Genomic DNA, 26,198 nt, shown 5'->3' with positions numbered 1-26,198 from the left:
ATGGTTTAAAGTAAATCCCTTCAGTTATATAAAAAACCCTCTGAAAAATTTCAGAGGGTTAAGTCAATTATTTTACACCTTTCATAAACTCCTGAATCTTAGGTGAAAGCAGGAATAATGCAATACTCAATACGATTGCCATTCCTCCGATTGCCCCAAAGTACAGCGTTTCTGTTTCTGGTGTGTAGAAACGGACAAGTTGTGCATTCAGCGCCTGTGCAGCAGCAGAAGCTAAGAACCAAAGACTCATCGTTTGAGCAGAGAAAGCTTCCGGAGCTAATTTGGTTGTCGCTGAAAGACCGACTGGTGATAAGCATAGCTCACCAAGTACAACGATCAAATAGCTAAGCACAAGCCATAATGGACTTACAAGTGAATCTTCTCCTCCGAAGTATGCAGGTAATAGAATCACTAAGAAGGATAAACCGGCAAACAATAGACCGAATGAAAACTTCTTCGGAACCGATGGTTGACGATCACCAAGTTTCACCCACATCCAGGCAAATACTGGAGCTAATAGGATGATAAATAATGGGTTTAACGATTGGAACCAGGCTGGTGAGATGCTGATTCCCATGAATTCCAGGTCAGTTCGCTTATCTGCGTATACTGCAAGGATGGTTGAACCCTGTTCTTGAATTGCCCAGAACATAACCGCTGCAATAAATAATGGAATGTAAGCGATGACTCTTGAGCGTTCAGTTTCTGTGGTTTTTGGACTATAGTACATCACGATAAAGTAAATGGTTGGAACGACGATACCGAAGATACCTACTAAATTAATGAATACGTTTAATGTAAATAGACCGGCAGGAATCGTAATACCTAAAATGATGGCAAGACCAACTACAACTAATCCTGTGATTAAACCATACTTTTTCTTTTCAGCCGGCGCAAGCGGGTTTGGTACATAAGTACCGGCAAGACCAAGATTCTTTTTCTTTGTTAGCATGAACACAACAAGACCTAAGAACATTCCGATGGCTGCAACCGCAAATCCCCAATGGAATCCTTTTGTTTCCATAAGCTTACCGACAATTAGTGGAGCAATGAATGCACCTAAGTTGATACCCATATAGAAAATACTGAAAGCTGCATCTCGGCGAGTATCACTTTCGCTGTACATTTCACCGACAACTGTTGAAACATTCGGTTTTAATAATCCTGTTCCGACAACAATCAATACCATCGAAACAAAGAACATGGCTAAACTTCCTGGAAATGATAAAGCAATATGACCAAACATGATGAATATTCCACCGTAGAAGACGGCTTTCGAAGTTCCGAATATTCTATCTGCCAACCAGCCTCCGATTACTCCGGACATATATACAAGTGAACCATAAATAGACATGATTGCTAAAGCTGTGTTTTGCTCCAGGCCCAGTCCGCCTTTTGAAACCTCATAGTACATGTAGAATACGAGGATGGCACGCATTCCGTAGTAGGAAAAACGCTCCCAAAATTCTGTGAAGAATAAAGTGAATAATCCCTTCGGATGTCCAAAGAAACCTTTTTGAGGGACACTATCCACAATTTTCTGTTTATTCATTGATGACATGTTACTACCTCCCTTATTCTTTTACTATAATATTTTAATATTTTCATAAAGTCAAAAAAAGTTTATAAATTGTTAATAATAACACAAAATGTCTTTAGATTGCCAATATTAAGTTATTTTAAAATAGTAAAAAAGTTCCGGGGATATTGTAATGATCATAAAAAATAAGCATGCCGTCCAATGTGGACGGCATGCTTATTTTCATGATTTTATTCTGTTTCAAAAACATAGGATAACGTCTTAATCGCCTGATCTATGTTTGTCACGGTGACATTTGACTTGTTTGAAAGTTCTTTTAACGGATGATGCAGATCTTCAGGACGAATAAGGATAAGAGGCTTTCCAAGTGTGATGGCGGTGCTCGCATCCATAGCAGTATTCCACTGTTTGTATTTTTCTCCAAACAAGGCAATCACCACATCGGCCTTATTCATCAGTAACTCTGTTCGAAGATTGTTAATACTCGATGCTGCCTCATCGCGGAGTATTTTATTTGGTTGTTCACCAAGAATTTCTTCCCCGATAGCATCGGAGCGTTCATGATTTTCCATCGGACCGACGAAAGATAGAGGGAGACGAAGCTCTTCTGCTTTCTCTTTAAGCTCGTTTCTCCAGGAACTATGTATTTCCCCTGCCAGATACACTGTGAATTCCATGATTTTCACTCTCCTGTTTTTAGTCATTTTATCATAAATACCCTATGTGAGTTAAAAATAACCTGTTTTCCCATTAAAAAGGCAGGATTTCTGATTGAAAGGGTTGTCAGGTAGGACTTTGTGAGGGTATCATAAGCGTAGGTCCTAAGCATGAAAGGGAGGATAAGTATAGGATGAAAATCAAACACACAGTCATTTTCTTTATTCTTGTGCTTATTTTAGCTGGATGCAACACGACAATCGATCAAGAAAAAGAAAAGACAGCCAAAGTGGTGGAGAACACATTAAGCTCAAATGAGGCAGCTAAAGAAGAGGCTGGAAACATTAACTTTTATCTTCCATTTGGAGCCAAAATAGAAAAAGAATCACCCAATAATATCATTATTTCAAAGAGCTCTGATACTTTTATTCTTTTTACAAACCCTCAAGAAAATAAGGATAGTGAACTTCTATATCAAATGGCCATTAGTGACAATGAAAATCTCTTGAAACATGGGATTTTTAAAGAGGACAATCGCTTAGGATACTATGTCATTAAGAAACTGCCCGATACAGAAGAATACGAACTAATTGTTGGAGTGGGTGGAACGAAAGTAACGACACAGGCGGAATTAGATGATTTAGCAGATCATGCAGAGATGATGATGAAAATGGCAGCTTCAGTTAAACATAAATCATAACGATAGAAACCGATTTTCCACTTAGGTGGAAAATCGGTTTTTTTTAGGCTCTTTTTCAAAGATTGTTGTTCAATCACTTGGGATCTGCCAGGACTCTGTCAATCAGTATGCGCTTGATGGTGAGGGGAACCGCTCCGCTTTCCGCGGACGCTCGGCCGAGCCTCCTCAGCTTCGCTTCCGGGGTCTCGGCATGCCCGTATTTCCGCAGGAGTCTACGCAGTTCCCCTCACCATCTTTAAGAGATTTTTGGTGACAGAGCTACAAGGTGTCAAAAAACAATCTATTTAGAAAGTTGAATTATCCTTCTTTAATAAGACTAAACCTCTACTCAACTTAAGAAGGTTGTTTGCTAAAAGTTTTTGTATTATTGATTTCTTTTAAAGAATCATGCTCAGAAAGTTGATTGGAGCGGAAGGATGCTCGACTCCTGCGGGAATAGCTGGACAGGTGAGACCCCACAGGCGAAGCCGAGGAGGCTCACCGCCAGCCCCGCGGAAAGCGAGCATCCTGTAGCGGAAATCAACTACTACTTTCTACTCTAAGATAACCATAATCTTTGCGAAAAGAGCCAATTTTATTATACGTGAATAGGTACGCTTGATTAAAAGGAGAATAGAAAGAAATTGATTGTTGGGTAAAGGAAAATATATAGACAAAATACACAAGTGTCTTTACACTAGTAAAAGGAAGAAGGTTAACACAGAGGAGAGAAACCACGTGAGAGAATTCTTAAAGAGTAAAGGCATTACATTATCTGCAAAGGTGTATTTCATAGATGCGTTAAGTTATATGGCTTTAGGATTGTTCAGTTCGCTGATCATCGGATTGATCATTAAGACGATCGGGGAACAGCTTCCCATTTCCCCTGGTTTGAGTGAATTTTTCATTGAGATGGGTGGTCTGGCGATCAGCTTGATGGGTCCTGCGATCGGGGTAGCCATTGCCTTTGGTCTTGGGGCACCACCGCTTGTCTTGTTTGCTGCGGTTGTTACGGGAGCAGCAGGCGCAAGCTTAGGTGGACCGGCGGGAGCTTATGTAGCAGCTGTTATATCAACGGAAATTGGTAAGTTAGTCAGTAAAACAACGAAAGTCGATATCATTGTCACTCCATTCGTCACCATCTTTTCAGGGTTTACGATAGCTTACTTTATCGGACCGGGAATTGCCGACTTTATGAGCATGTTTGGCAGCTGGATCAGCTGGGCGACTGAGCAACGCCCGATTATCATGGGGGTTTTGGTGGCTGCCCTCATGGGTCTTGCTTTGACAGCCCCGATATCAAGTGCCGCCATTGCCCTTATGCTTGAATTGAATGGAGTCGCTGCCGGAGCCGCAACGATTGGATGTGCTGCTCAAATGGTAGGATTTGCTGTCATCAGTTACCGGGAGAATAAAGTAGGTGGATTATTGGCTCAGGGAATAGGTACTTCCATGCTTCAAGTACCTAATATCGTCCGAAATCCCCGCATTCTCATTCCTCCCACCGTAGCGGGCATGATATTGGCACCCATCGGAACCACGATATGGTTGATGGAAAACAATGCTGCAGGAGCCGGAATGGGAACAAGTGGATTCGTCGGTCAAATCATGACCTTTAAAACGATGGGATTCACCTGGGATGTAACATTGAGAATCCTTCTGTTGCATTTTGTTGGACCTGCATTCATAAGCCTGTTAATATCTGAATATATGCGTAAACTAGGTTGGATCAAACCTAATCAAATGACGATTGAAACAGGGGGCAAATAAAATGCGTAAACTTGAATCAGTGGAAGAGTTTCACCAGTTGAAAGAAAGCGGCAAGCATGTATTTATGTTTTCAGCGGACTGGTGTCCGGATTGCAGGATCATCGAGCCGATCCTCCCGGAAATCGAGAGCCAATACTCAGAGTACACATTCCTATACGTAGATCGAGATCAATTCATTGATCTGTGCATTGAATTGGATATTTTCGGAATCCCAAGCTTTCTGGCATACGGAGACGGCCGTGAACTTGGACGATATGTTAATAAGGACCGTAAAACAAAAGAACAAATCGAGAACTTCATGAACACATTATCTTCATAATAGGATGAAAAGGGATCACCTTATTTTGGGATCCCTTTTCTTTTTGCCTGAAATGAAACAGGTTCCTTTTGTATTCTAAGCATTTTGATGTAAAATGTTATAAGTGAATGCATCAGCGATGGATCGATACTTTCTATTATAATAGTACAACCAAAGGAGGATCAGATTTGGACATAAAAAAGCTAAAAGGTATACTCCAGGAACGATTAGAGAAACCGAATCGTACGTTTACATATGATCGAGATAAAGATTCACTTAGAATTGAGAACACTGATACAAAAAAAGGCATCAACGTCGCCCTGCCACCGATTGTATCCAAGTGGAAAGAAAACAATAAATCCATTATCGATGAAGTGGTGTATTACGTGGAAGAAGCTTTAAACGTAATGGGTACTGAAGCAGACCTTGGGAATAAAGAGAAGAAAGTGTTTCCAGTGATACGTTCCACTTCTTTTGCCACAGAATCCAATGAAGGGGTTGCCCTCGTTACAGATGATCATACAGCTGAAACACGTATCTATTATGCTGTTGACCTTGGGAAAACCTACCGCCTATTAGATGAAAATATGCTAAAGGATGAAGGATGGTCTCACGAGCAAATGAAGGAGACCGCTTTATTCAATGTGAGAAGCCTACCAACTGAAATGAAGAAGGATGAAGTGGCAGGAAACATCTTCTATTTTCTAAATAATAATGATGGTTATGATGCAAGTCGTATTTTGAATGATGCTTTCTTAAAGCAGGTAAGCAAGGATGTTCAAGGTGAAATGACTGTATCCGTACCTCATCAGGATGTTTTGGTAATCGGGGATATTCGCAATGAAACGGGCTATGATGTTCTTGCCCAATTGACGATGAGCTTCTTTACGACGGGAAATGTTCCGATTACGGCACTATCCTTTGTGTATGAAGAAGGGGAACTGGAGCCGATTTTCATTCTGGCAAAAAACCGCAAAAAGGAAAGGGAGAAGAAATAATGAACGTATTTTATAACTTAGAAGGTATTGGTGATACCCTGATCGTTACATTGGAACCAGGGTTTGAAGGAGAAGTTTTACACGAAAGAAAAGAAGATGCTGCACGTTTGTTTGATGAGAAAACAGGGAAAACACTTGGATATAACCTATTCCATGCATCAAAGTATATGGATTTAAGTGAAGTGGGACCTGTCGAAATGAATGAAGAGAAGCTCCAATTGATCAATGAAGCCATCAAAAAGAACGGTTTTGATGAAGTATTGGAAGCAGACTTTTCACCAAAATTCGTGGTAGGATTTGTGTCTGAAAAAGAAAAGCATCCAAATGCAGATAAATTGAACATTTGTACCGTGGATGTTGGGGATGAAACCCTGCAAATCGTGTGTGGTGCTCCTAACGTTGACAAAGGACAAAAAGTCGTTGTTGCGAAAGTTGGCGCTGTCATGCCAAGCGGAATGGTCATCAAGGATGCAGAGCTTCGCGGAGTGGCATCATCAGGCATGATTTGTTCTGCCAAAGAACTGGCACTTCCAGATGCTCCTCAAGAAAAAGGAATCCTCGTTCTTGAAGACACTTACCAAGTGGGTCAACCATTCACAGCTTAAAAATATATACCTGGGTCCGGAGTATGGGCTCAGGTATTTTTGTTTTTATTAATGTTAGAGGTCGTATGATTGAAAACTTATAGAAACTTGTTCATAGTAGTTTTTCATTAAGATTTTTTATTGAGTACTGGTACGTGACAGGATCATTCATAAGTTGATTGGAGCGGAAGGTGCTCGACTCCTGCGGGAATAGCGTGAAAGTTGAGACCCCGCAGGGCAAAGCCCGAGGAGGCTCAACTCACGCCCCGCGGAAAGCGAGCACCTGAAGCGGAAATCAACCACTACTGGCTTAGTAACACAGCTCTGAAATTAGCCTTGCAAAATTCGTATTACATTCTCTTTACACCTATGTTTATTTCGACACAATCCTTTAACAATTCTCTTATTCTATCGAAATGACTCGAATTTTTCTCTTTAACTGATAAAATAATAATAAGTATGAAAGAAAGAGTGATGTTTGTGAGCTGGATAAAAAAAATATTTGGTAAATTATCAGATAATGATGATCAATTTGAAGAGTACTATGATGAAACTAATGATGAAGTTCAGCATGTTGAACGTAAAAAGACTGAACGTAAAAATATAGTAGGGCCCAATCATTCACGTGATGTAGAAGCAAGGATGACGTATCAATATCCTAAAGGGACTTTTCGCTTTCCCCTCATTTCGGATGGAGAAAACATAGATCGTCCACGAACGAATAGAAATCGAAGAAGTCAAGAAAAGGAAGAGCCAGCTAGGGAACAAAAGAATAAGAGTCAGGACCACTCTTCTAAAAATAGAAAGTGGAAAGAAGAAAAACCAGCGGCTGCAGTCCAACCGAAGAAATCCCCTAAAGTGGAAAAGGGAAACAGCAGGCCGTTCACCCCTACGGAAATTCCTTCACCTATTTATGGTTTTAGAGGACGACCGGCAAAAAAAGAAGACCAGGTAGAGTTCGAGCTTAAGAAATTTTTACATAAGGAAGAAGAGAGCAAAGAAGCTGTGACTGATCATGAGGCTCTATCTGTAGTAGAGAATTCAATTCCTGTGGAAAATGAATCAGCATCCATTGTCGATGGTGAAACAACTGAATTGAAAAATTCCATTAAAGTTGAACCAGCTGAATCGGAAAAGCCTATTGACGATGAACCTGTTGGGATGATGATGAATTTCCCGGAAGAAAAACGTGAAGAATCTCTGATTGAAGATACGCTAATGGTTGAGGCTGAAGACATCAATGAAACCACTCCAGTTGAAGATCCAAATCAAAAAGTGGAGCTCACTGAAGAAGTTTCCCAGAAGCCAAATGAACGTGTTTCACTTATATCTGAAACGGAGCAACCAGCACCAGAGTATTCATCACATAAAGAGAAAGAGCTTATTAATCACTCTGTGCAAGAAGAGCCACCACAACCCGTTCATTCTGCGCGGGAAAATGAAGAACAAGTCCAGGAACCCGTTCATCCTGTTCAAGAGACACCTGTTCAAGAGACACCGGTTGAAGAGACACCGGTCCAAGAGACACCAGTTCAAGAGAAACCGGTTCAAGAACCCGTTGTACAAAGTGAATCTACGAGTGAGGAGAAACGAGTAGAAGAAAAGTCAGAACCTGCCCGTTCCCAACATGCGCCGAAGGAGGAAGAACCTCAGAGACGTAAGAGGTCTCACCTTCCTTTTAACGTATTGATGCTGAAACAGGATAAGCGACAGTTAGATACGCGAAAACGATCAGCTCTTAATGATTCGACTCCCACCCGCAAGGAAGGTGAGGGCGAAACATTAACTCAGACTGAAGCAGAACCCGAGAAGAGAGAACAACCTGTACGGGAAGTTAAGCAAGAAAAAGTGGAAGAAGCGACATCCATTCATCATCCTGAACAGAAAGCATCTCAACAAAGTTCTGTTCAAGGAGAAGAGGCGGTAAAGAGTTACAGCGAATTAAGCTCATCTTCCAAAAGGACAAGAGACTATGTCTTTCCTGAAATGGATTATCTAATGCCTCCTGTATCAAAGGAAATGAGCGAAGAGTGGCTCGATTCACAAAGAATATTACTCGACGAAACCCTTCATAACTTTAACGTAAGGGCCAAAGTAGTGAATGTCACACAAGGTCCATCCGTTACGAGGTTCGAGGTTCAGCCGGAACCTGGAGTGAAGGTGAATAAGATTACCAATCTATCAGATGATATTAAGCTGAGCCTGGCTGCAAGGGATATTCGAATGGAAGCCCCTATTCCCGGTAAGCATACGATTGGTATTGAAGTGCCTAACCGGGAGAGCCGTCCTGTCTGCATCAGTGAAGTGATCGCAAGTCCTGAGTTTCAAGAGCCAACTTCCCCTCTGACCGCCGCTCTTGGTCTCGATATTTCCGGACAGCCGATCGTGACTGATTTAAGCAAAATGCCACATGGACTCATCGCCGGTGCTACCGGATCGGGGAAAAGTGTATGTATCAACTCGATACTGGTGAGTCTCTTGTACAAAGCATCACCGGATGAATTGAAGATGCTTCTCATTGATCCGAAGATGGTAGAGCTTGCTCCCTATAACCGGATTCCACATCTCGTCAGTCCGGTCATAACAGATGTGAAAGCAGCTACTGCAGCTCTTAAATGGGCTGTTGAGGAAATGGAAAGAAGATACGAATTATTCGCTCATACAGGTGTAAGGGATATTAAACGCTTTAATGAACTGGCCAAACGGAATAAACAATACAGCGATATGCTGCCGTATTTAGTCATAGTCATTGATGAGTTAGCTGACTTGATGATGATGTCGCCTGCAGATGTTGAAGAAGCGATTTGCCGGATCGCACAGAAGGCCCGTGCATGTGGGATTCATTTAATCATTGCGACTCAGCGGCCTTCAGTCGATGTCATTACAGGCTTGATAAAAGCCAATGTACCGACACGAGTGGCGTTTTCCGTATCATCAAGCGTCGATTCAAGAACGATCATTGATGGAAGCGGTGCCGAGAGGCTTCTTGGTAAGGGAGATATGCTCTTTTTGGAAAATGGTTCATCAAAACCGGTCCGCTTGCAGGGAACCTTTGTGTCAGATGACGAAATCGATGACATCATCAACCATGTAAGAGAGCAAAGAGAGCCGGATTATCTCTTCCAACAGGATGAATTGATCAAGAAAGCACAGGTTACCGAGGAAGAAGATGAATTATTTTTAGAAGCCTGTGAGTTTGTCGTCGACCAGGGAGGGGCCTCTGCATCGGCCTTGCAGCGCAGATTCAGAATCGGTTATAACCGCGCGGCAAGATTGATGGAAATGATGGAGAGTAATGGAATTATTTCAGAGTCCAGAGGCAGTAAACCAAGGGATGTCCTGATTTCGGAAAGTGAATTGGAGACTCTGGCATAGACTAGTAGAATCACTTAATACATGGTATTCTGTTTATATGTGTCCTTTTAGGATTCAGTAAACAGAATACCTATTTTTGTGTAGGAAGAGCCATAAGGAGCTTTAGTGATGAAAGAAATAGAATTGAAACTTCAAGGAAAACTCAACAGATTGACCAATCATACATTTAAGTTTGACGAAAGAATCAAGGACGGCTGGTTTTCAGCGGTTTATTTTTTGAAAACGAAGGAAATTGCCAAAAAGTATAAACCGGATGCCTTTGTCACCATGCAATTCTTCCAAAAGAACCATGCCGTTATCTGCGGAACGGATGAAGTGATTGCACTTCTGCATAGTTTCGCTGATAATCCGGAAAATCTTGAAATCCATTCCTTAAAAGATGGAGATCAAATCTCACCCTTTGAAACGGTTCTGACCATCAAGGGTCGTTATCAGGATTTTGGCTATTTAGAAGGAATCATAGATGGCATCCTGGCAAGAAGAACGTCAGTGGCGACGAGTGTCTATAATGTGATGAAAGCTGCCTCTATTTCAGGTAAACAAAAACCTGTCATCTTCATGGGTGATCGGGATGATCACTTTACCCAGCAGGCCGGGGATGGATATGCAGCCTTTATCGGGGGATCCACAGCTCAGGCTACCCATGCCATGAACGAATGGTGGGGAAAGAAAGGGATGGGAACCATGCCCCACGCCCTGATCCAATTATTCAATGGCGATATCGTGGAAGCCACGAAAGCTTATCAGGAAACATTTCCTGAAGACGAGCTCATTGCCCTGGTAGACTACAATAATGATGCCATTACAGACTCATTAAAGGTAGCACGGGAGTTTGGCCCTGAATTAAAAGGGGTAAGGGTAGATACATCACGAATGATGATCGATAAATACTTCCTGCGTAATCAACATGTGCTTGGAACATTTGATCCCCGGGGAGTTAACATGCAACTGATTAATGCATTAAGACATGCCTTGGATGAAGAGGGGTTCCGCCACGTCAAGATCGTGGTGTCAGGTGGATTTAACGAAGATCGTATTCGCCAGTTTGAGGAAAATCAGGTTCCAGTCGATATGTATGGAGTGGGAAGCAGTCTTCTAAAGATCCATGTCGGGTTTACAGGAGATAACGTCGTAATTGACGGTTCCCCTGAAGCCAAGGCAGGAAGAAAGCTCCGTCCAAACCCCCGCCTGGAAAAAGTAGAATTCGAATAGGTGAGAGGATGCAAGAACCAGAAAGCCTTTTAAATCTAGAGCAATATAGACAAAAAAAGCAGGGAATGGCCGAGGAACATATAAAAGACCTCTATAGAAAAGCTTCCGTGTACGCTTTAAAGGAAACGAATATCAGAGAAAAGGTACGGGCCAAGATGATTTTCTCTAAACGTTTCCTATTACAGGATGAGACGCAAGTGGATGGAGAAGTCGATAAGCTGTTTCAGGAATGGTTTTTGTTTGATTATAAGACCATTAAAGGCCAAACTCTGTTCTTTCAATTTCTTCAGTCGCATTCACTGCATGAATCGGTCAAACTGCTTGGTGCCATCGTGCTGACTGCAGCTTGGGAACCCGTCATCATTAGAAAAAGCGATACCCAGAATGAACACATGGTCCTTACTTGTCAAAATGTGATTCAGGATGATGAAGTTTCTGTTAAAACAAACCTTGGTTGTAAAGAAAAGGGAATCGTTGAGGGTGGGGTCTATTTCATGAGAAAAGTCCCATTAGTAACCCATCAGTGGATCTTAGGTCCTGTTTTTCCCGTTGAATCAAAGGAGATTTTAATAGATGTGAAAAATCATTATGGTCAAATGAATCAAAATACTGGGGTATTATGGAGAACGTATTTAAAAGAAGAAGCGCCAAACTTCATTATCTCCAGTCTTTCGTAGCTTGTGCATGGTCAGGGATTTTAAAAAATGATATAATGTTTCAAGTTGAAGAAAGTTCGCTTTTTTTAATACTCAATATCAAAAGCTAAAGACAGATAGCAAAATAATATTCATTTCATATAATGCTTTTAGATAGACGATTGTTGGAGGTTCTATTATGACTATATATCATTTCGTAGGAATTAAGGGGTCGGGCATGAGTGCATTAGCCCAAATACTCCACGATATGGGCTACGAGGTCCAAGGATCTGACGTAGATAAATATTTCTTTACTCAGAAAGCTCTGGATGAATCAAATATAAAAATTCTCCCTTTCCAAAAAGAAAACATCGGAGGGGATATGCATGTGATTGCAGGAAATGCATTTCCGGATACACATGAAGAAATTCAGGCAGCTGTAGAGCAAGGTCTACCCCTCACTAGATATCATAAATTTCTTGGAGACTTCATGCAGAAATTTACAAGTGTAGCGGTAACCGGTGCACACGGAAAAACGTCTACAACCGGATTGTTGGCACATGTCATCAGTGGCGCAAAGCCAACATCCTTCCTGATCGGGGATGGAACAGGGAAAGGGGAAGTGGATGCTCAATACTTTGTCTTTGAAGCGTGCGAATATCGCCGTCACTTCCTGTCTTATTTTCCTGACTACGCCATCATGACAAATATTGACTTCGATCATCCCGATTATTTTGCCAATGTGGACGACGTTTTCTCTGCTTTCCAGGAGATGGCGATGCAAGTGAAAAAGGGAATCATCGCATGTGGAGATGACGAACAATTACAGAAAATCCAGGCTCAAGTGCCAGTCGTATTTTATGGCTTCGCTGAGGAGAATGACTTCCAGGCGAGAAACGTAACAAGGGACAGAACCGGCACTTCATTCGATGTGTTTGTCCGTAATGAATTTTATGCGGCATTCAAAATCCCGACATTCGGTGACCATAACATCATGAATGCTTTATCGGTCATTGCCATCTGTCATTACGAAGAGCTTGATACAGCCATCGTCCAGGAGAGATTAAGCTCATTCAAAGGCGTTAAACGCCGTTTTTCTGAAAAAGAAGTGGGCAACCAAATTCTGATCGATGACTACGCTCATCATCCGACTGAAATCAAAGCAACCGTAGATTCGGCAAGACAGAAATATCCTGAAAAAGAAATTATCGCTGTCTTCCAGCCTCACACATTTACACGTACGCAAACCTTCCTTTCTGAGTTTGCAGAAACCCTGAGTCTTGCAGACAAAGTGTACTTATGTGAAATCTTCGGTTCCGCACGGGAAAATCATGGGAAACTTTCGATCAACGATCTTGGAAGCAAGATTGAAGGATGCGAGATTATAGATGAACAAGATACGACTTCTTTACTCAAACATGAAGACGCAGTGCTGATTTTCATGGGAGCAGGAGATGTACAAAAGTTCCAACAAGCGTATGAAAAAACGCTGAAGGAACAGGTAGCAGAAAATTAATGTGGAAAAACCGGTTCTTAAGGGAGCCGGTTTTTTTTGTTTTGAGGTTTCCGATTTTCGGCCTGTTAAAAAATGAGGGGAATTCAGCAGTTAAAATTAGCATGAAATTTAACAGGTGGATGTGAGCAAGAATTCAACAGGCAAGTTATCAGACACAAAAAACCACCGTCATAAATCTTGACGGTGGTTTTATCAAATTTATTTCAAATTCTCAGGATTCAGCACTTCAAGTTCTTCAATGACAAACCGTCCATCTTTTCGAATCAACACATCATCAAAATAGATTTCTCCGCCGCCATACTCAGGACGCTGGATCATCACCATATCCCAGTGAATATTCGAGTGGTTTCCATTGTACGCTTCTTCGTAGCATTCGCCCGGTGTAAAGTGGAAGCTGCCATCAATCTTTTCGTCAAAGAGGATATCCTGCATCGGATGCTGGATGTATGGATTCACACCAATGGCGAATTCACCTACGTACCTTGCCCCTTCATCTGTATCAAAGATTTTGTTGATTCGGTCTGTATCGTTTGCAGTGGCTTCTACAATCTTACCTTCTTTGAATGTCAATTTTACGTTTTCGAAGGTAAATCCATTATAAGGTGACGGTGTATTGTAGGAAATGATTCCATTTACTGAATCCTTTACAGGTGCACTGTATACTTCTCCATCGGGAATGTTCAGGCGTCCCGCACATTTCACTGCAGGAATGTCCTTGATTGAGAATGTAAGGTCCGTCCCTTCTCCGACAAGGCGGACTTTATCCGTATGGTTCATGAGCTCAACCAGGTTATCCATGGCTTTGTCCATTTTGCTGTAGTCCAGGTTGCAGACATCGAAGTAGAAGTCTTCGAAGCCTTCTGTACTCATATTGGCAAGCTGTGCCATGGACGAAGTCGGATAGCGCAGTACGACCCATTTTTTCTTAGGGACGCGAATTTCTCTATGTACTTTTTTACCGATTGTATTTCCATGGATTTTCATCTTTTCGTCAGGTACATCCGATTGCTCGCTAATATTATCACCTGCACGCAAACCGATATACGCATCCACCTGCTCCATGACATTCGCCTCGAAGCTTGCGATCATATTGTATTGTTCTTCTTGTGCCCCCATCAATAATGCGCGGTCGACTGCGTGATCCTTGATGGATACGAAAGGGTATCCCCCGGCTGCATATGCTTCTTTTACGAGTGCCGTCACCAGTTCCCGCTGCAAACCGAAGTTTTCGATCAATACTTTCTCTCCAGGTTGTAACTGAACGGAATATTGAATTAAATTTTTTGCCAGTTTTTCTATGCGTGGGTCTTTCAAGTCATCTTCCCCCTTTTATATAGTCCATTTTATTGTACCCTAAAACATTTATTAATGGATGAAAGAAACAAAATGAGAAATGCTAAAACAAGAAATATTTTTATTTTTTCATGCAGGAGAATTCAAGGGAAAAGAAGAAATACTAGTATAATGTTTATTTGTTTATGATAAGGGTAAAGAATCTCTATACATGGAGGTGTGGCATATGGAAATCATTCTTTATCTAAGCGTGGCTGTGATAGCAGTTGCATTTTTTATTTTAGTTATGAGTGTCATGAAGACCTTGAAGTCTTTAGGATCTACCCTTGACAGTGTTTCGACGACATTGACGGGTCTAGAGAGTCAGCTTCAGGGAGTAACCAAAGAATCTACTGAATTACTACATAAAACAAATTTATTAGCTGAGGATATCCAGAAGAAATCTGAGGATCTGAACACTGTTGTTTATGCAGTAAGAGATGTAGGGCATTCCATCCAGAACCTTAATAACTCGGTTAAGAAAGTAAGTACTTCCATTTCAACTGAACTTGAACGCAATCAAGGGAAGATATCACAGGTGGTTCAGTGGGGAAATGCCTTTATCGAGTTAAAGGACAAATGGAAACAAAAACAGGAAAAACAGCCAAGTCAACCTGATGCAGCTGTTCAAAACCAAGCATCTAAAGAAGTTCGATCTCGAGAAAAATTGATTAAAAGAGCAAGATCTTATAACAATTAGAGAGGGGAATTTTAAACATGACACAACAGTACAATCAAAATCAGAACCAAAACCAGAACCAAACAAACGACAGCAACAACATTAATTCAAAGGACTTCATGATCGGAACACTGATCGGAGGAATCGTAGGGGCGGCATCAGCTCTTCTTCTGGCTCCTAAATCCGGTAAAGACCTTCGTCATGATATCAATGAGCAGGCTGGCGTGCTGAAAGAAAAGACAGGTCAGTGGAAAGACACGGCTGTAGAAAAGAGCAATGAGCTTGCTGCAGTAGCAAAAGAAAAATCATCTGCACTTTCAAAATCAGTACAGGAGCAATCCAACAATGTCGTTGGAAAGCTGAAAACATACCGCTCAAATAATAACGAGCTACAAGAAACAAACGATGAACTTCAAGCTGTTGCTGTGGGTGATACAACACCTGTGGAAGAAACAGAAGATGTGAATCAAAAGCTCGAAGAAACAAAAAAGGCATTTGACGAAACTGAAAAAACATACAAACAATAATAATTGATTCCAAGGGCGGTGAAGTGATATGATTACTTCACCGTTTTTTTGTTGGAATAAAAATGCTAAGAGGCACGTCTGTCTCCAGCTATCTAATAATGCAAATTTTTATGTAAAGGAGTATGAATGATATGCAAAAGATTGAAACCGTTCAAGAGTTTGAACAGCTTTCCGAAACGAATTCCCGCTTCTTTTTTATGAAGCACAGCTTAACCTGCCCGGTGAGCTCAAATGCTTTCAACGAATACCAGTCCTTCTTGAACAAGCATGAAGAGGAAGAAGGCTACTATTTAGCCGTTCAAGATTCAAGGGAGCTATCCAATCATATTGCCGAAAAATACGGCATCAGGCATGAATCACCCCAAGCCTTCTTATTTATTGAAGGAAAACCGGGCTGGAATGCTTCACATTGGAATATTACTGAGAATGAATTGAATAAGTTGTAGAAGTGAAAGGACTCTGTTTAATTGCAGGGTCTTTTTTTAAAAAGCTCTTTTCGTAAATATTATTGCTATGAACTAGTGTTTGTGTGAAAACATGGACCGTTCCTTTTCGCTCCAGGCACTTGCTTTCCGCGGGGAGGAAGTCGAGCCTCCTCGGGCTTTGCCCTGCGGGGTCTCGACCTTTCCTCTATATCCCGCAGGAGTCAAGTGCCTTCCGCTACAATCCACTCTGTGCTTCTACATTGTGAATGCTATAAGTATAGATACTTAATCTCTAAATTGCTCCTATTGTGACCTTGTTGAGCGTTGTTCCTAAAACAAACTATCAAGAAGATCATTGAACTATCTTTCAAATAAATGAATCAAACAATGCTCCCACGTTAAAAAAATTCATTGTAAGAGAGCGAATTCCGTTTTCTCCAGATAGTTTTTGTTACTTTAAAGCTCTGTCACGAAATTTTCTTATAGATGGTGAGGGGAACTGCGTAGACTCCTGCGGAAGTACGGGCGTGCCGAGACCCCGGAAGCGAAGCTGAGGAGGCTCGGCCGAACGTCCGCGGAAAGCGAAGTAGTTCCCCTCACCATCCAGCACATACTAATTTGACAGAGCCCAAGCAGATCTTATGTTAATGAACAACAATCTTTGTGAAAAGAACCTTTTTTTATGGCGAGGGAGGTTATGTATTTTTCTATAAGAGTACAGAAAGAATGCGTGCATTTATATAAAAATTTGGTAATTCCCTCCCAAGTGTTTATTTTCTGTCATAGAGGGAATTTACTCTATAAGAATAAAATTTATTTAAAGTAAATTAGGAGGAACGATTCATGACACAGACTGTACCTTATAATACTCAAACAAGTAATACGACAAATACGACTGCAATGAACGGCACTTCCGGTGAGAAGAACGGTAAGTTGTTAAAAGGCATGGTAGTGGGAGCTGTAGTAGGCGGCGCACTGGCTATGCTTGATAAAACAACGAGAAAAAGAGTTTCATCCAGAACAACCAATGTGAAGGACTCCACAATGGGGATGGTGGCAAAGGTAAGGGAGAATCCATCGGGAGTTGTGAACGACTGGCAGGATCGCCTTAAAACGGCTTCCACTGTATTAAAGGATGCGATCAACGACGCACAGAACCTTTATGAAAAGGTGAATGATGATGTAATCGATCAAGTGAATCAAGTAAAGGAAGATTCTTCAGAAATTATCGCTACAACAAAGGAAGCGGCAGAGGAATTGAAGGATATAGGCGGTAAAGTGAAAGAAGCAAGTGATGAAGTGACAGGCGACACGACTTCTTCAGTAAACAGCTCACAGACTTCAACGAGTTCAACGGCTAACGATAACAACAACAATATCCATCCAACGAATCGTACGAGCAGCGTACCTGGACAAGTTGGATCATAAGCAAAAAAACTGGCGTAAATGCCAGTTTTTTTGTTGTTTGCTGCTATTCTTTCATTCAGCGTGTGGACTGAGGCCAGACGATTTCGAGTTCATCCCCCTGTTGAATTTCTTCATAAAAGGTGGTTTCCTCTCCGTTTTTCAAAAGCACGAAGCTCCCGTTAGCATGAGAAGGCATGTTGATTTCCACAGTGTTAAATAAGTCCTGGAAAATAAATGAGCTTATTTGTTGTTCTTCCAGATCAATCGAATCCCCCGCAAATATATGATCATCCATTTCAAGTCTATTGCCATTGCGATAAACACGGCTGCTCTCTTTCATAAGCTCTACTTTCTTTCCGTTAAAAGTAATAGTGATAGTAGCCCTTGTGGTGAGCTGTTTCTTGGCGAGAAGCTCCTTTACCGTTGGAGTAAAGCCTGGTTTATATGAAATGATATCGCCCTGTTGAATCTTTGATGAGAGCTTCGCCTCAAAACCGTTGATGAACAGCTTTCCACTATAAGCAGGGAAGAAGGTGTCTTTACCATTGATGGAAATACGATAGGGCTTAGTGCTCTCTAACCATTCTTCATACCCTGAATGCTTTAACACGTCGAAGAGTGATTCCATTAATTCGATCCGGATAGAATCACGGTCCTGAATGATTTCCTCAAGAGATGCAGGATGATCGTTTCTGTAGACGAGTGGAGCTAGTAAAAAAGGGTTCTCATCTATCACAATCTGTTTTGAAGAGGTGTCTAATAGATCTCCAATCGTTACACATGGTGAAGTCCCGTTCTCTCCTTTGTGAACAGTGATCATATCGTTATGATTGATGTTTTCGTCCAGTGCACTGGGCTGACCGTTTTTTTCAATAAGAGGTGCCTGACCGTGACCTCCTGGTAAGGATATATCTTGGCCATTGACGGTTACAAAGAAACCATTCCCTGGAACCCCGTGCCACTTACTCAGTTTTAAGCCCGCAGCCAATATACAGTCCCCGACCGTTAAGTCCTTTACTTCAAATAATCGGACAGGTTGATTGTTCACGTGGGCTGTGACGTATTGAACAGGTGTCTGTTTAGCGGCAATGGCGATTCCGATAGGTGTAACGAGCTCGGGTCCTTTCGTGACTTCATCCAATATGGTGATATTCTGAATCGCCTCCACGCCTCTTACAGCGACCCGGTTGTGTGGAAGTTGTAAGGATGAGGCTAATTTGCCCGGCAGATCAGGTGTTAAGCTGCCTCCTCCTACAAGCATGACTGCTTGTGGAGGCTTCCCATTGTTCAGACGGAGAATCTCCTTAGAAATCTCCCCGGCTAAACGATCGACAGCTGGACCAATTCTCTCCACGACCTCCAGTGCAGGGAAACTCGTTTCAAAACCAAGAATATCGGTAACCGTAATCTCCTCTCCGGAATGAAGCTCCCTTTTTGCTTGCTCGGCTAAAGGAAAATCCAGCAATAGTTCATTGCTGATGGCTTCTGTTATTTCATCACCGGCTGTCGGAACCATTCCATAGGCAATGACTGTGCCCAGATTGGTAATGGCGATATCGGATGTTCCTGCTCCGATATCAACAAGTACTACATTGAGTCGTCTCATGGATTCTGGAATCAGCACATTGATCGCAGCGATAGGCTCCAATGTCAAGGCCTCCATTTCAAGGCCCGCCCGGTTCAATGCCGCAATCAGGGATTCAACCACGACACGTGGAAGGAAGGTTGCGATGATCTCGACGGTGGCCTCTTCCCCCTGCTGATCGATGAGGCTGCCGATTTCCTCACCATCCAAACGGTAAAAAAGGACAGAATAACCAACACAGTAATAGTGATAGCTCTTCGCATCATTTTCGTTCTCTGCAGCCAATGCTTGAGCCTGTTGGACAGCGCTTAATTCGAGATGGAGTATATCGTTTTTTTGAAGAAGTGGTTTCCCTTTTATAGTTAAAGTGGAAGCTGCGGTTTCCGTTTTTAGAGCTCTTCCGGCAGCTGCAACGCACACTTTATGAAGGGGGCCGTGTATCTTTTCCAATTGTGCTTTAATGGAGGAAATGACCTCGGCAACTGCTGGGACGTCATGAATCTGACCATCCAGCATGGCTCTCTTTTTATGCTCTTCTACTAAAATATCTGAAACTTGAAATATTCCGTTTATTTCTTCTAAAATAATCCCGACGACCGATCGGGTTCCGATGTCCAAAGCAAATATTTTTTGCGTATTTTTCAATTAGTGTTCACCCACTTTAGCCTATTCTCATACAATACTAAATACTTTAGCGCTTAAAAGCGTCTAATTAATAAAGAATTTTATCGTGACATTTTGGATATGTTCTATTATAATAAGTTTCAATATCAAAAATGTATCATACTTTCTTAAAACTATAACAGTTTTTACGTATGAACAGGATAAAAAAAGAAAGGGTGCTGTATTGTGAGTAATCAAGAGCTCGATCAATTACGAAAACAAGTAGACGAGATGAACTTAAAACTATTAGACACCATTAATGAACGTGCTAAACTAGTTCAGGAAATCGGGCGTGTCAAGGAAACTCAAGGAGTATACCGCTATGATCCTGTTCGAGAAAGAGGCATGCTTAATCTGATCAAAGAAAATAATAATGGTCCATTTGAACATTCGACCGTTGAACATATTTTTAAAGAAATCTTTAAAGCCGGTTTGGAGCTTCAAAAAGATGATCACCGTAAAGCACTGCTGGTTTCCCGTAAAAAGAAACCGGATGATACGATTGTAACGATCAACGGAGATTCAATTGGAGACGGAAAGCCTCACTTCATTTTCGGTCCATGTGCGGTTGAATCATACGAGCAAGTAGCAGAAGTGGCCAAAGCCGTCAAAGCAAAAGGGCTTAAATTGCTTCGAGGCGGAGCGTTCAAACCGAGAACATCACCTTATGATTTCCAGGGCCTCGGCATTGAAGGCTTAAAAATTCTTAAAAAAGTGGCCGATGAATATGATCTGGCTGTCGTCAGTGAAATCGTGAATCCGGCCGATATCGAACCCGCATTGGAATACATCGATGTGATTCAAATCGGAGCGAGAAATATGCAAAACTTCGAGCTGTTAAAAGCAGCAGGAGCAGTGAAGAAGCCCGTATTGCTTAAACGCGGTTTAGCTGCAACGATCGATGAATTCATCAACGCTGCAGAATATATCATTTCACAAGGAAATGGAGACATCATCCTTTGTGAGCGTGGAATTCGCACGTACGAGAAAGCGACTAGAAACACATTGGACATTTCAGCTGTCCCAATTCTTAAGCAAGAAACGCATCTGCCAGTATTCGTGGATGTAACGCACTCAACCGGACGCAGAGATCTGTTGCTTCCAACGGCGAAAGCAGCACTTGCCATCGGTGCAGATGGTGTAATGGCTGAGGTTCATCCTGATCCTGCCGTTGCCTTATCCGATTCTGCCCAACAAATGGATTTAGATCAATTTGATCATTTCTATCAGGAGCTGTTAAAAGGAAGAACGATCGAAGTATAATATATATAAAAGAAGGGTTGGATCCTATTTATGGGGTTCAACCCTTTGTTTTTGATTTTTAAAACGGTTTTTTGCTGTCATTTGGAGTTTTTTTTATTTATGAGCAGCATACGGTTTAAATAATTAGTGAATATCAGGTGACCAAACCGATTTTTATTAAGGATTTCAGCGGAAAATTCATTTTATCGGCGAAATTCTGATTATAACGGCGAAAAACCAAATATATCGGCGAAACGCATCCTCTACACCCAGTAAGCATGTATTCTGGTCGTCGCGTTTTCTGCATGCTATAATGAACTTTTTATCAAACGAAGGCTGAGTCGTTGCACGAATATAGAGACTGTCGTATGATTATCAAGGTAATTGCAGATAAATAACCTATATACATTGAAAAAACACTAACGTGAATATAAATATGTGCATTTTTTAACAAACTATTGTAATCGCTTTTTTCTTTAGGTTTATTTAGTGTAAAATAAGATAAATAAATGAGTAGAAGAGTAAAGGAGAGTTAGCTATGAACGTTACAATATATGATGTAGCAAGAGAAGCAAATGTTTCCATGGCAACCGTTTCACGTGTGGTCAACGGAAATCCCAATGTTAAGCCGGCAACAAGAAAGAAAGTACTGGAGGTCATTGACCGCCTTGGATACCGTCCAAATGCTGTAGCAAGGGGACTTGCAAGTAAGAAAACAACAACGGTCGGAGTCATCATTCCGGATATTTCTAATATTTTCTATGCTGAATTGGCACGTGGAATCGAAGATATCGCAACGATGTACAAGTACAATATTATCTTAAGTAACTCGGATCAAAATGTGGAGAAGGAACTTCATCTTCTCAACACGATGCTTGGTAAACAAGTGGACGGAATCCTGTTCCTTGGCGGGCACATCTCCGAGGAGCACGTTCAGGAATTCGAGCGTTCCCCGGTTCCAATCGTATTAGCTGGAGCAGTGGAAGAAACAAACAAGGTTCCTTCAGTTAATATCGACTACAAAGCGGCTTCCTACGATGCTGTTTCGGAATTGTTGGAAAAAGGACATAAGCGTATCGGATTTGTAAGCGGTCCTTTCCACGATACAATCAACATGAAGTTTAAATTAGAAGGGTATCGCGAAGCCCTCGCTAAAGCGGGAGTGGAATATAGTGACGACCTGGTTGTTGAAGGTGAGTACACGTATGACTCAGGACTTGAAGCGTGGCAGAAGTTTTCTGAGCTTGGGGACAAGCCGACCGCTATATTCGTCGGAAATGATGAGACGGCCCTTGGAGTCGTTCACGGTGCTCAGGATCAAAACGTGTCCATTCCTGATGAAGTTGAAGTAATCAGCTTTGATAACACAAGACTGGCGCTTATGGTTAGACCACAGTTAACCTCCGTTGTTCAGCCTTTATATGATATCGGGGCTGTGGCGATGAGATTATTAACGAAATATATGAACAAAGAAACGGTTGAAGAATCCACAGTTGTTCTTCCTCATCGACTTGAACATCGGAACTCAACAAAATAAGAAGTTTGTCGATATAAAAGGTAAAGACAAACAGAACTTATTTTTGTAGGGAGAGTCAAAATGAAAAAGCTTGATGTTCTTACACCGATCGGGGTTGTAGTTGGGTTTCTATTCGTCGCTTTCGCCATCATTACGAATGCTGGTATTACAGGCTTCAGTTCCTTCGTAGATCTGCCGTCCATGTTTGTTGTGATAGGCGGTTTGATCGCTGCCATGCTGGTCAGCTTCTCTATTAAGGAATTGAAGCAATTGGGGAAAGTGATGAGAGAATCCTTTCGTGACGAGGAATACGATCTTCAAGGCCTCATTCGCACGTTTGTGACGCTATCAGAAAAAGCCAGGCGTGAAGGTCTTCTCGCATTAGAGGCGGAAGTGGAAGAGGTCGAGGATCCTTTCATTCGAAAGGGAGTCCTGTTAGCCGTCGATGGAATTGAGCAGGACGTGATTGTCGATATCATGAATGCCGAGATCATCGCTTTAGAAGAGCGGCATCGTAAAAATAAAAGTTTACTGGATAAGGCTGGGGAGTATGCGCCTGCCTGGGGGATGATCGGCACCTTGATTGGTCTCGTACTGATGCTGAAGAATTTAAATGACCCAGCGTCATTAGGACCTAATATGGCCATCGCCTTATTAACGACTCTATATGGATCGATTCTTGCAAATCTTGTCTTCTTACCTATGGCATCAAAATTAGCGATGAAAACAGAAAAAGAAGTGTTTATGAAACAAATCGTGATAGAAGGTGTCGTTGGGGTACAATCCGGTCAAAATCCGAAAATATTGGAAGAGAAATTAAGAGTGTTCTTATCCAATGAGGAACTGGAAATGTACTTCAGCAGGAAACAAGAGGAGGCAACACTCGATGAAGCGTAGACGAAGACAAGCGTCTCAGCCCACGGGTGCACCGAAATGGATGGTAACCTTTTCTGATCTCATTACTCTTATTCTCGTATTCTTTATTTTACTATTTTCCATGTCTCAAATTGATATCGTGAAATTCAGGACCATCGCAGATTCCTTTCAGCAGCGTCAAATACTCGAGTTTTATCCTTCTGTCATCCCATTCGAGAATCCCTCTGCCGAGCCTGAAATGGAGAAGGAGAAAACTCAGCCTCAGAACAGTGAGGGAACCAATAAAGAGTTGAATCAACTTTTAGCCGATATTCAAAGCTACTTAAATGAAAACAAACTAAGTGACGTTGTAGTGGCCACAAGAACCGAGCGTGGACTCGTGCTGGTCCTACAGGAGCAAGCCCTGTTTGCTTCAGGTGAAGCAACGGTCCTTGAGGACGCTTATCCGTTCTTAAATAAAGTGGGCGATCTCTTATCGAGAATCCCAAACTTCGTGAAAGTGGAGGGACATACAGATAATCGTCCCATCGGTACATATCGGTTTCCATCAAACTGGGAGCTCTCCTCTGCAAGGGCAAGCAGTGTGATCCGATATCTCGTTCAAACCGAGAACTTAGATCCGAAGCGTTTCATTGCCGTCGGATATGGGGACACACGACCCATTGCACCTAATGACACAAGGGAAAATCTTCAAAAGAACAGGCGTGTGGAAGTGATCATAACAGATCCTGCATATGAGGAACAATAAAAACCAAGGACTTCTCAATGTGATGAGAGTACCTTGGTTTTTTTATTGAATCGATGGGGTCCTGTATGTAGATGGGGCATAATGTTTATCGCATCTGCCCCCTACGCTTTAGCTACCAGGTTTTTGCCTGAGCTGCTGCCGGATGGAGTATAGGGCTTTCTCCACGGTTTGTTTGTTTTTCTCCGTGATTTCGCCTTTTCTCGGGATCGGCTTGTAAATGTCAGGTCTATCCCACCATTCAGATGGCAGGGTGACCCCTGCTTTACTTTGCCAGCGTTCTGTCCATTTAGCAGGGAATGAAGAGGTGCGGTCCAATCGATCGGTCATTTGCATCCAAATCAGCGCCCAGGCTCTCGGAACCACTCTCCAAATGTCGTAGCCCCCGCCTCCAACGGCAATCCATTTGCCCCCGCAGTACTCATGAGCCAACTCGTGGGCGATACGTGGGATTTCCCGGTATATATTCATGGTAGCCGAAAGGTGGGTGAGTGGATCATAATAATGGGCATCTGCCCCGTTTTGAGTCAATATGACGTCCGGCTTGAAGAATTCAATCACTTCACGAAAGGACGTTTCGTAAGCTTCGAGCCACGATTCATCCTCTGTAAAGGCATCGAGGGGGATATTGAACGAATACCCATATCCTTTTCCGTGACCGCGCTCATTAATATTGCCTGTCCCTGGGAAGAGGTAACGACCCGTCTCATGGATGGAAAGGGTACACACGTCGGGATCATCATAAAAGGACCACTGAACGCCATCTCCGTGATGAGCATCTGTATCGACGTATAGGACCCGGGCCCCGTACTTTTCCTGCAAGTAGCGGATCGCCACCGAACTGTCGTTATAAATACAGAATCCTGATGCTTTTCCTTTGAAACCATGATGCAGACCACCGCCGAGATGGAGGGCATGCTTCGCTTTTCCTGTCATGACAAGATCAACGGCCGTTAACGTACCGCCTACCAAATAAGCACTCGCTTCATGCATTCCTTGAAACATCGGTGTATCTTCTGTACCAATTCCAAACCCTTCTGCCTGATCTTGAGAGAGTTGGCCGACACTCGCTCGTTTGACGGCGCTTACATAGTTGGGATCGTGATTAAGAAATAACTCTTCATCGGTAGCCATTCGTGGTGGAACGATTTCATCTGATTGAAGAGCGTTTGCTTCTTTGAGTAAGTCCATCGTCAGGGTCAACCGGGTTTGATTGAAGGGATGCTCATCAGAGAACCGATACCCGAGGAGTTCGTCTGAATAGATGAAAACAGCATCCTTGGTCATGATGAGATTCCTGGCATGTTTGGCCATAACACGTCATATCCTTCTTTCTTCAGATCATTGATCACATTCATCGGATTCATCGTTCTTACTCGGAACACAAGGATTTTATACTGTTCGTCCTTTTTATCCGGATACACGAGTACACTTTGAATATTGGAGTTATTCCTTCTGATGATACCGGCTACCTCGTAAAGTATTCCCGCTTTATGCGGGACTTTCACTTCGATTTGAGAGCCGGGTTGGTGGGCTCCCGTCAGTTGAATGAGAGTGTACAACAGGTCTGTTTCAGTAATGATTCCAACGAGCTTCTTTTCCTTCAAAATAGGAAGGCAGCTGATCCGGTGCTCATAAAAGAGTGCCGCAACCTCTTCGACAAAATCCAGTGGATGACCTGTGATGACATCTTTCTTCATGATCAATTTAAGCGGATTCTGCAATTCACTGGTTGAGGACTCATCATGAAAAATAGATGGGGTCCCATCTTTTACATCACGGTCACTCACGATCCCGATCACTTCCATATCACGATTGGTAATCGGGATATGCTTGATCTTTTTTTCCCGCATTAATTTTATGGCTGTTTCAATTGTATCGTCTGCCTTTAATGTTTCGACTTTCGTTTTCATAATTTCTTCTACAATCACGTTCTC

Annotated in this window: 23 protein-coding genes; 17 read left to right on the top strand and 6 right to left on the bottom strand. The window is 42.2% G+C overall.

Going from position 1 to position 26,198, the window contains the following annotated elements; all coding sequences use genetic code 11:
* Positions 1 to 67 precede the first annotated feature (67 nt).
* Both ACIFOD_RS06770 and ACIFOD_RS06765 read right to left on the bottom strand, forming a co-directional pair.
* Positions 68 to 1,561: a peptide MFS transporter gene (locus tag ACIFOD_RS06770; protein WP_397551811.1), complete on the bottom strand. Its 1,494-nt coding sequence runs from the start codon at positions 1,559 to 1,561 to the stop codon at positions 68 to 70.
* A 209-nt stretch (positions 1,562 to 1,770) separates the two neighbouring features.
* A complete protein-coding gene (locus tag ACIFOD_RS06765; RefSeq protein WP_397551812.1) occupies positions 1,771 to 2,217 on the bottom strand; it encodes a YtoQ family protein in 447 nt (148 codons plus the stop codon).
* Between the two features lie 173 nt (positions 2,218 to 2,390).
* Between ACIFOD_RS06765 and ACIFOD_RS06760 the strand changes: the two genes are divergently transcribed.
* From ACIFOD_RS06760 to murC, 9 genes are all read left to right on the top strand, one after another.
* Positions 2,391 to 2,897 (top strand): hypothetical protein, encoded by a 507-nt coding sequence (locus ACIFOD_RS06760; RefSeq protein ID WP_430314015.1) that lies wholly within the window; start codon positions 2,391 to 2,393, stop codon positions 2,895 to 2,897.
* A gap of 717 nt (positions 2,898 to 3,614) precedes the next feature.
* Entirely contained in the window at positions 3,615 to 4,646 is a 1,032-nt protein-coding gene (locus tag ACIFOD_RS06755) for a PTS transporter subunit IIC (RefSeq protein WP_430314014.1), read from the top strand.
* A gap of 1 nt (position 4,647) precedes the next feature.
* Positions 4,648 to 4,965, top strand: coding sequence for a thioredoxin family protein (locus ACIFOD_RS06750; RefSeq protein ID WP_430314013.1), 318 nt, complete (start codon positions 4,648 to 4,650; stop codon positions 4,963 to 4,965).
* Between the two features lie 167 nt (positions 4,966 to 5,132).
* A complete protein-coding gene (locus ACIFOD_RS06745; RefSeq protein ID WP_430314012.1) occupies positions 5,133 to 5,942 on the top strand; it encodes a DUF1444 domain-containing protein in 810 nt (269 codons plus the stop codon).
* Positions 5,942 to 6,547, top strand: coding sequence for a YtpR family tRNA-binding protein (gene ytpR, locus ACIFOD_RS06740; protein ID WP_430314011.1), 606 nt, complete (start codon positions 5,942 to 5,944; stop codon positions 6,545 to 6,547). Before ACIFOD_RS06745 ends, ytpR begins: the two co-directional genes overlap by 1 nt.
* A gap of 459 nt (positions 6,548 to 7,006) precedes the next feature.
* A complete protein-coding gene (locus ACIFOD_RS06735) occupies positions 7,007 to 9,901 on the top strand; it encodes a DNA translocase FtsK (RefSeq protein ID WP_430314010.1) in 2,895 nt (964 codons plus the stop codon).
* 108 nt (positions 9,902 to 10,009) lie between these two features.
* On the top strand, positions 10,010 to 11,113 hold the full coding sequence (locus ACIFOD_RS06730) for a nicotinate phosphoribosyltransferase (RefSeq protein WP_397551819.1): 1,104 nt from the start codon (positions 10,010 to 10,012) through the stop codon (positions 11,111 to 11,113).
* 8 nt (positions 11,114 to 11,121) lie between these two features.
* A complete protein-coding gene (locus ACIFOD_RS06725) occupies positions 11,122 to 11,790 on the top strand; it encodes a hypothetical protein (RefSeq protein ID WP_430314009.1) in 669 nt (222 codons plus the stop codon).
* A 157-nt stretch (positions 11,791 to 11,947) separates the two neighbouring features.
* The gene (gene murC, locus ACIFOD_RS06720) at positions 11,948 to 13,264 is read left to right on the top strand and encodes a UDP-N-acetylmuramate--L-alanine ligase (protein WP_430314008.1); all 1,317 of its coding nucleotides are present in this window, start codon (positions 11,948 to 11,950) and stop codon (positions 13,262 to 13,264) included.
* Positions 13,265 to 13,462: 198 nt separating this feature from the next.
* On the opposite strand, the gene ACIFOD_RS06715 is transcribed toward murC, so the two are convergent.
* Positions 13,463 to 14,578 (bottom strand): aminopeptidase, encoded by a 1,116-nt coding sequence (locus ACIFOD_RS06715; protein ID WP_397551821.1) that lies wholly within the window; start codon positions 14,576 to 14,578, stop codon positions 13,463 to 13,465.
* A 205-nt stretch (positions 14,579 to 14,783) separates the two neighbouring features.
* On the opposite strand from ACIFOD_RS06715, the gene ACIFOD_RS06710 reads away from it, so the two are divergent.
* The 4 genes from ACIFOD_RS06710 to ACIFOD_RS06695 all read left to right on the top strand — a co-directional run bounded on the left by ACIFOD_RS06710 (position 14,784) and on the right by ACIFOD_RS06695 (position 17,655).
* Positions 14,784 to 15,296 (top strand): DUF948 domain-containing protein, encoded by a 513-nt coding sequence (locus ACIFOD_RS06710; RefSeq protein WP_148970968.1) that lies wholly within the window; start codon positions 14,784 to 14,786, stop codon positions 15,294 to 15,296.
* Between the two features lie 17 nt (positions 15,297 to 15,313).
* The gene (locus tag ACIFOD_RS06705; protein WP_428976615.1) at positions 15,314 to 15,802 is read left to right on the top strand and encodes a YtxH domain-containing protein; all 489 of its coding nucleotides are present in this window, start codon (positions 15,314 to 15,316) and stop codon (positions 15,800 to 15,802) included.
* Positions 15,803 to 15,933: 131 nt separating this feature from the next.
* A complete protein-coding gene (gene ytxJ, locus ACIFOD_RS06700; protein ID WP_430314007.1) occupies positions 15,934 to 16,248 on the top strand; it encodes a bacillithiol system redox-active protein YtxJ in 315 nt (104 codons plus the stop codon).
* A gap of 822 nt (positions 16,249 to 17,070) precedes the next feature.
* Positions 17,071 to 17,655, top strand: coding sequence for a YtxH domain-containing protein (locus ACIFOD_RS06695; RefSeq protein ID WP_430314006.1), 585 nt, complete (start codon positions 17,071 to 17,073; stop codon positions 17,653 to 17,655).
* A gap of 55 nt (positions 17,656 to 17,710) precedes the next feature.
* Here ACIFOD_RS06695 and ACIFOD_RS06690 read toward each other — a convergent pair whose 3' ends face one another.
* Entirely contained in the window at positions 17,711 to 19,864 is a 2,154-nt protein-coding gene (locus ACIFOD_RS06690; RefSeq protein ID WP_430314005.1) for a cell division FtsA domain-containing protein, read from the bottom strand.
* A gap of 204 nt (positions 19,865 to 20,068) precedes the next feature.
* Between ACIFOD_RS06690 and ACIFOD_RS06685 the strand changes: the two genes are divergently transcribed.
* The 4 genes from ACIFOD_RS06685 to motS all read left to right on the top strand — a co-directional run bounded on the left by ACIFOD_RS06685 (position 20,069) and on the right by motS (position 24,264).
* Positions 20,069 to 21,145 (top strand): bifunctional 3-deoxy-7-phosphoheptulonate synthase/chorismate mutase, encoded by a 1,077-nt coding sequence (locus tag ACIFOD_RS06685; RefSeq protein WP_113969781.1) that lies wholly within the window; start codon positions 20,069 to 20,071, stop codon positions 21,143 to 21,145.
* Between the two features lie 517 nt (positions 21,146 to 21,662).
* Positions 21,663 to 22,661 carry a catabolite control protein A gene (ccpA, locus tag ACIFOD_RS06680; RefSeq protein ID WP_430314004.1) on the top strand — a complete coding sequence of 333 codons (999 nt, stop codon included), beginning with the start codon at positions 21,663 to 21,665 and terminating at the stop codon, positions 22,659 to 22,661.
* A gap of 60 nt (positions 22,662 to 22,721) precedes the next feature.
* Positions 22,722 to 23,537, top strand: a complete 816-nt coding sequence (motP, locus tag ACIFOD_RS06675; protein ID WP_397551828.1) for a flagellar motor protein MotP — start codon at positions 22,722 to 22,724, stop codon at positions 23,535 to 23,537.
* A complete protein-coding gene (gene motS, locus ACIFOD_RS06670; protein ID WP_430314003.1) occupies positions 23,527 to 24,264 on the top strand; it encodes a flagellar motor protein MotS in 738 nt (245 codons plus the stop codon). Before motP ends, motS begins: the two co-directional genes overlap by 11 nt.
* Before the next feature lie 108 nt (positions 24,265 to 24,372).
* Here the strand turns inward: motS and ACIFOD_RS06665 are convergent, their stop codons facing one another.
* Together ACIFOD_RS06665 and ACIFOD_RS06660 are read right to left on the bottom strand one after the other, a co-directional pair.
* The gene (locus ACIFOD_RS06665; protein WP_113969777.1) at positions 24,373 to 25,548 is read right to left on the bottom strand and encodes an acetoin utilization protein AcuC; all 1,176 of its coding nucleotides are present in this window, start codon (positions 25,546 to 25,548) and stop codon (positions 24,373 to 24,375) included.
* The gene (locus ACIFOD_RS06660) at positions 25,545 to 26,192 is read right to left on the bottom strand and encodes an acetoin utilization AcuB family protein (protein ID WP_397551830.1); all 648 of its coding nucleotides are present in this window, start codon (positions 26,190 to 26,192) and stop codon (positions 25,545 to 25,547) included. The genes ACIFOD_RS06665 and ACIFOD_RS06660 overlap by 4 nt, the downstream gene beginning before the upstream one ends.
* Positions 26,193 to 26,198: the final 6 nt, after the last annotated feature.

The sequence above is a fragment of the Rossellomorea sp. NRS-1567 genome (assembly GCF_050467885.1).
Taxonomy (GTDB): Bacteria; Bacillota; Bacilli; order Bacillales; family Bacillaceae_B; genus Rossellomorea; species Rossellomorea aquimaris_C.
Note: the sequence above shows the minus strand (reverse complement) of the source record. Positions and strands in the feature narration are given on the sequence as shown.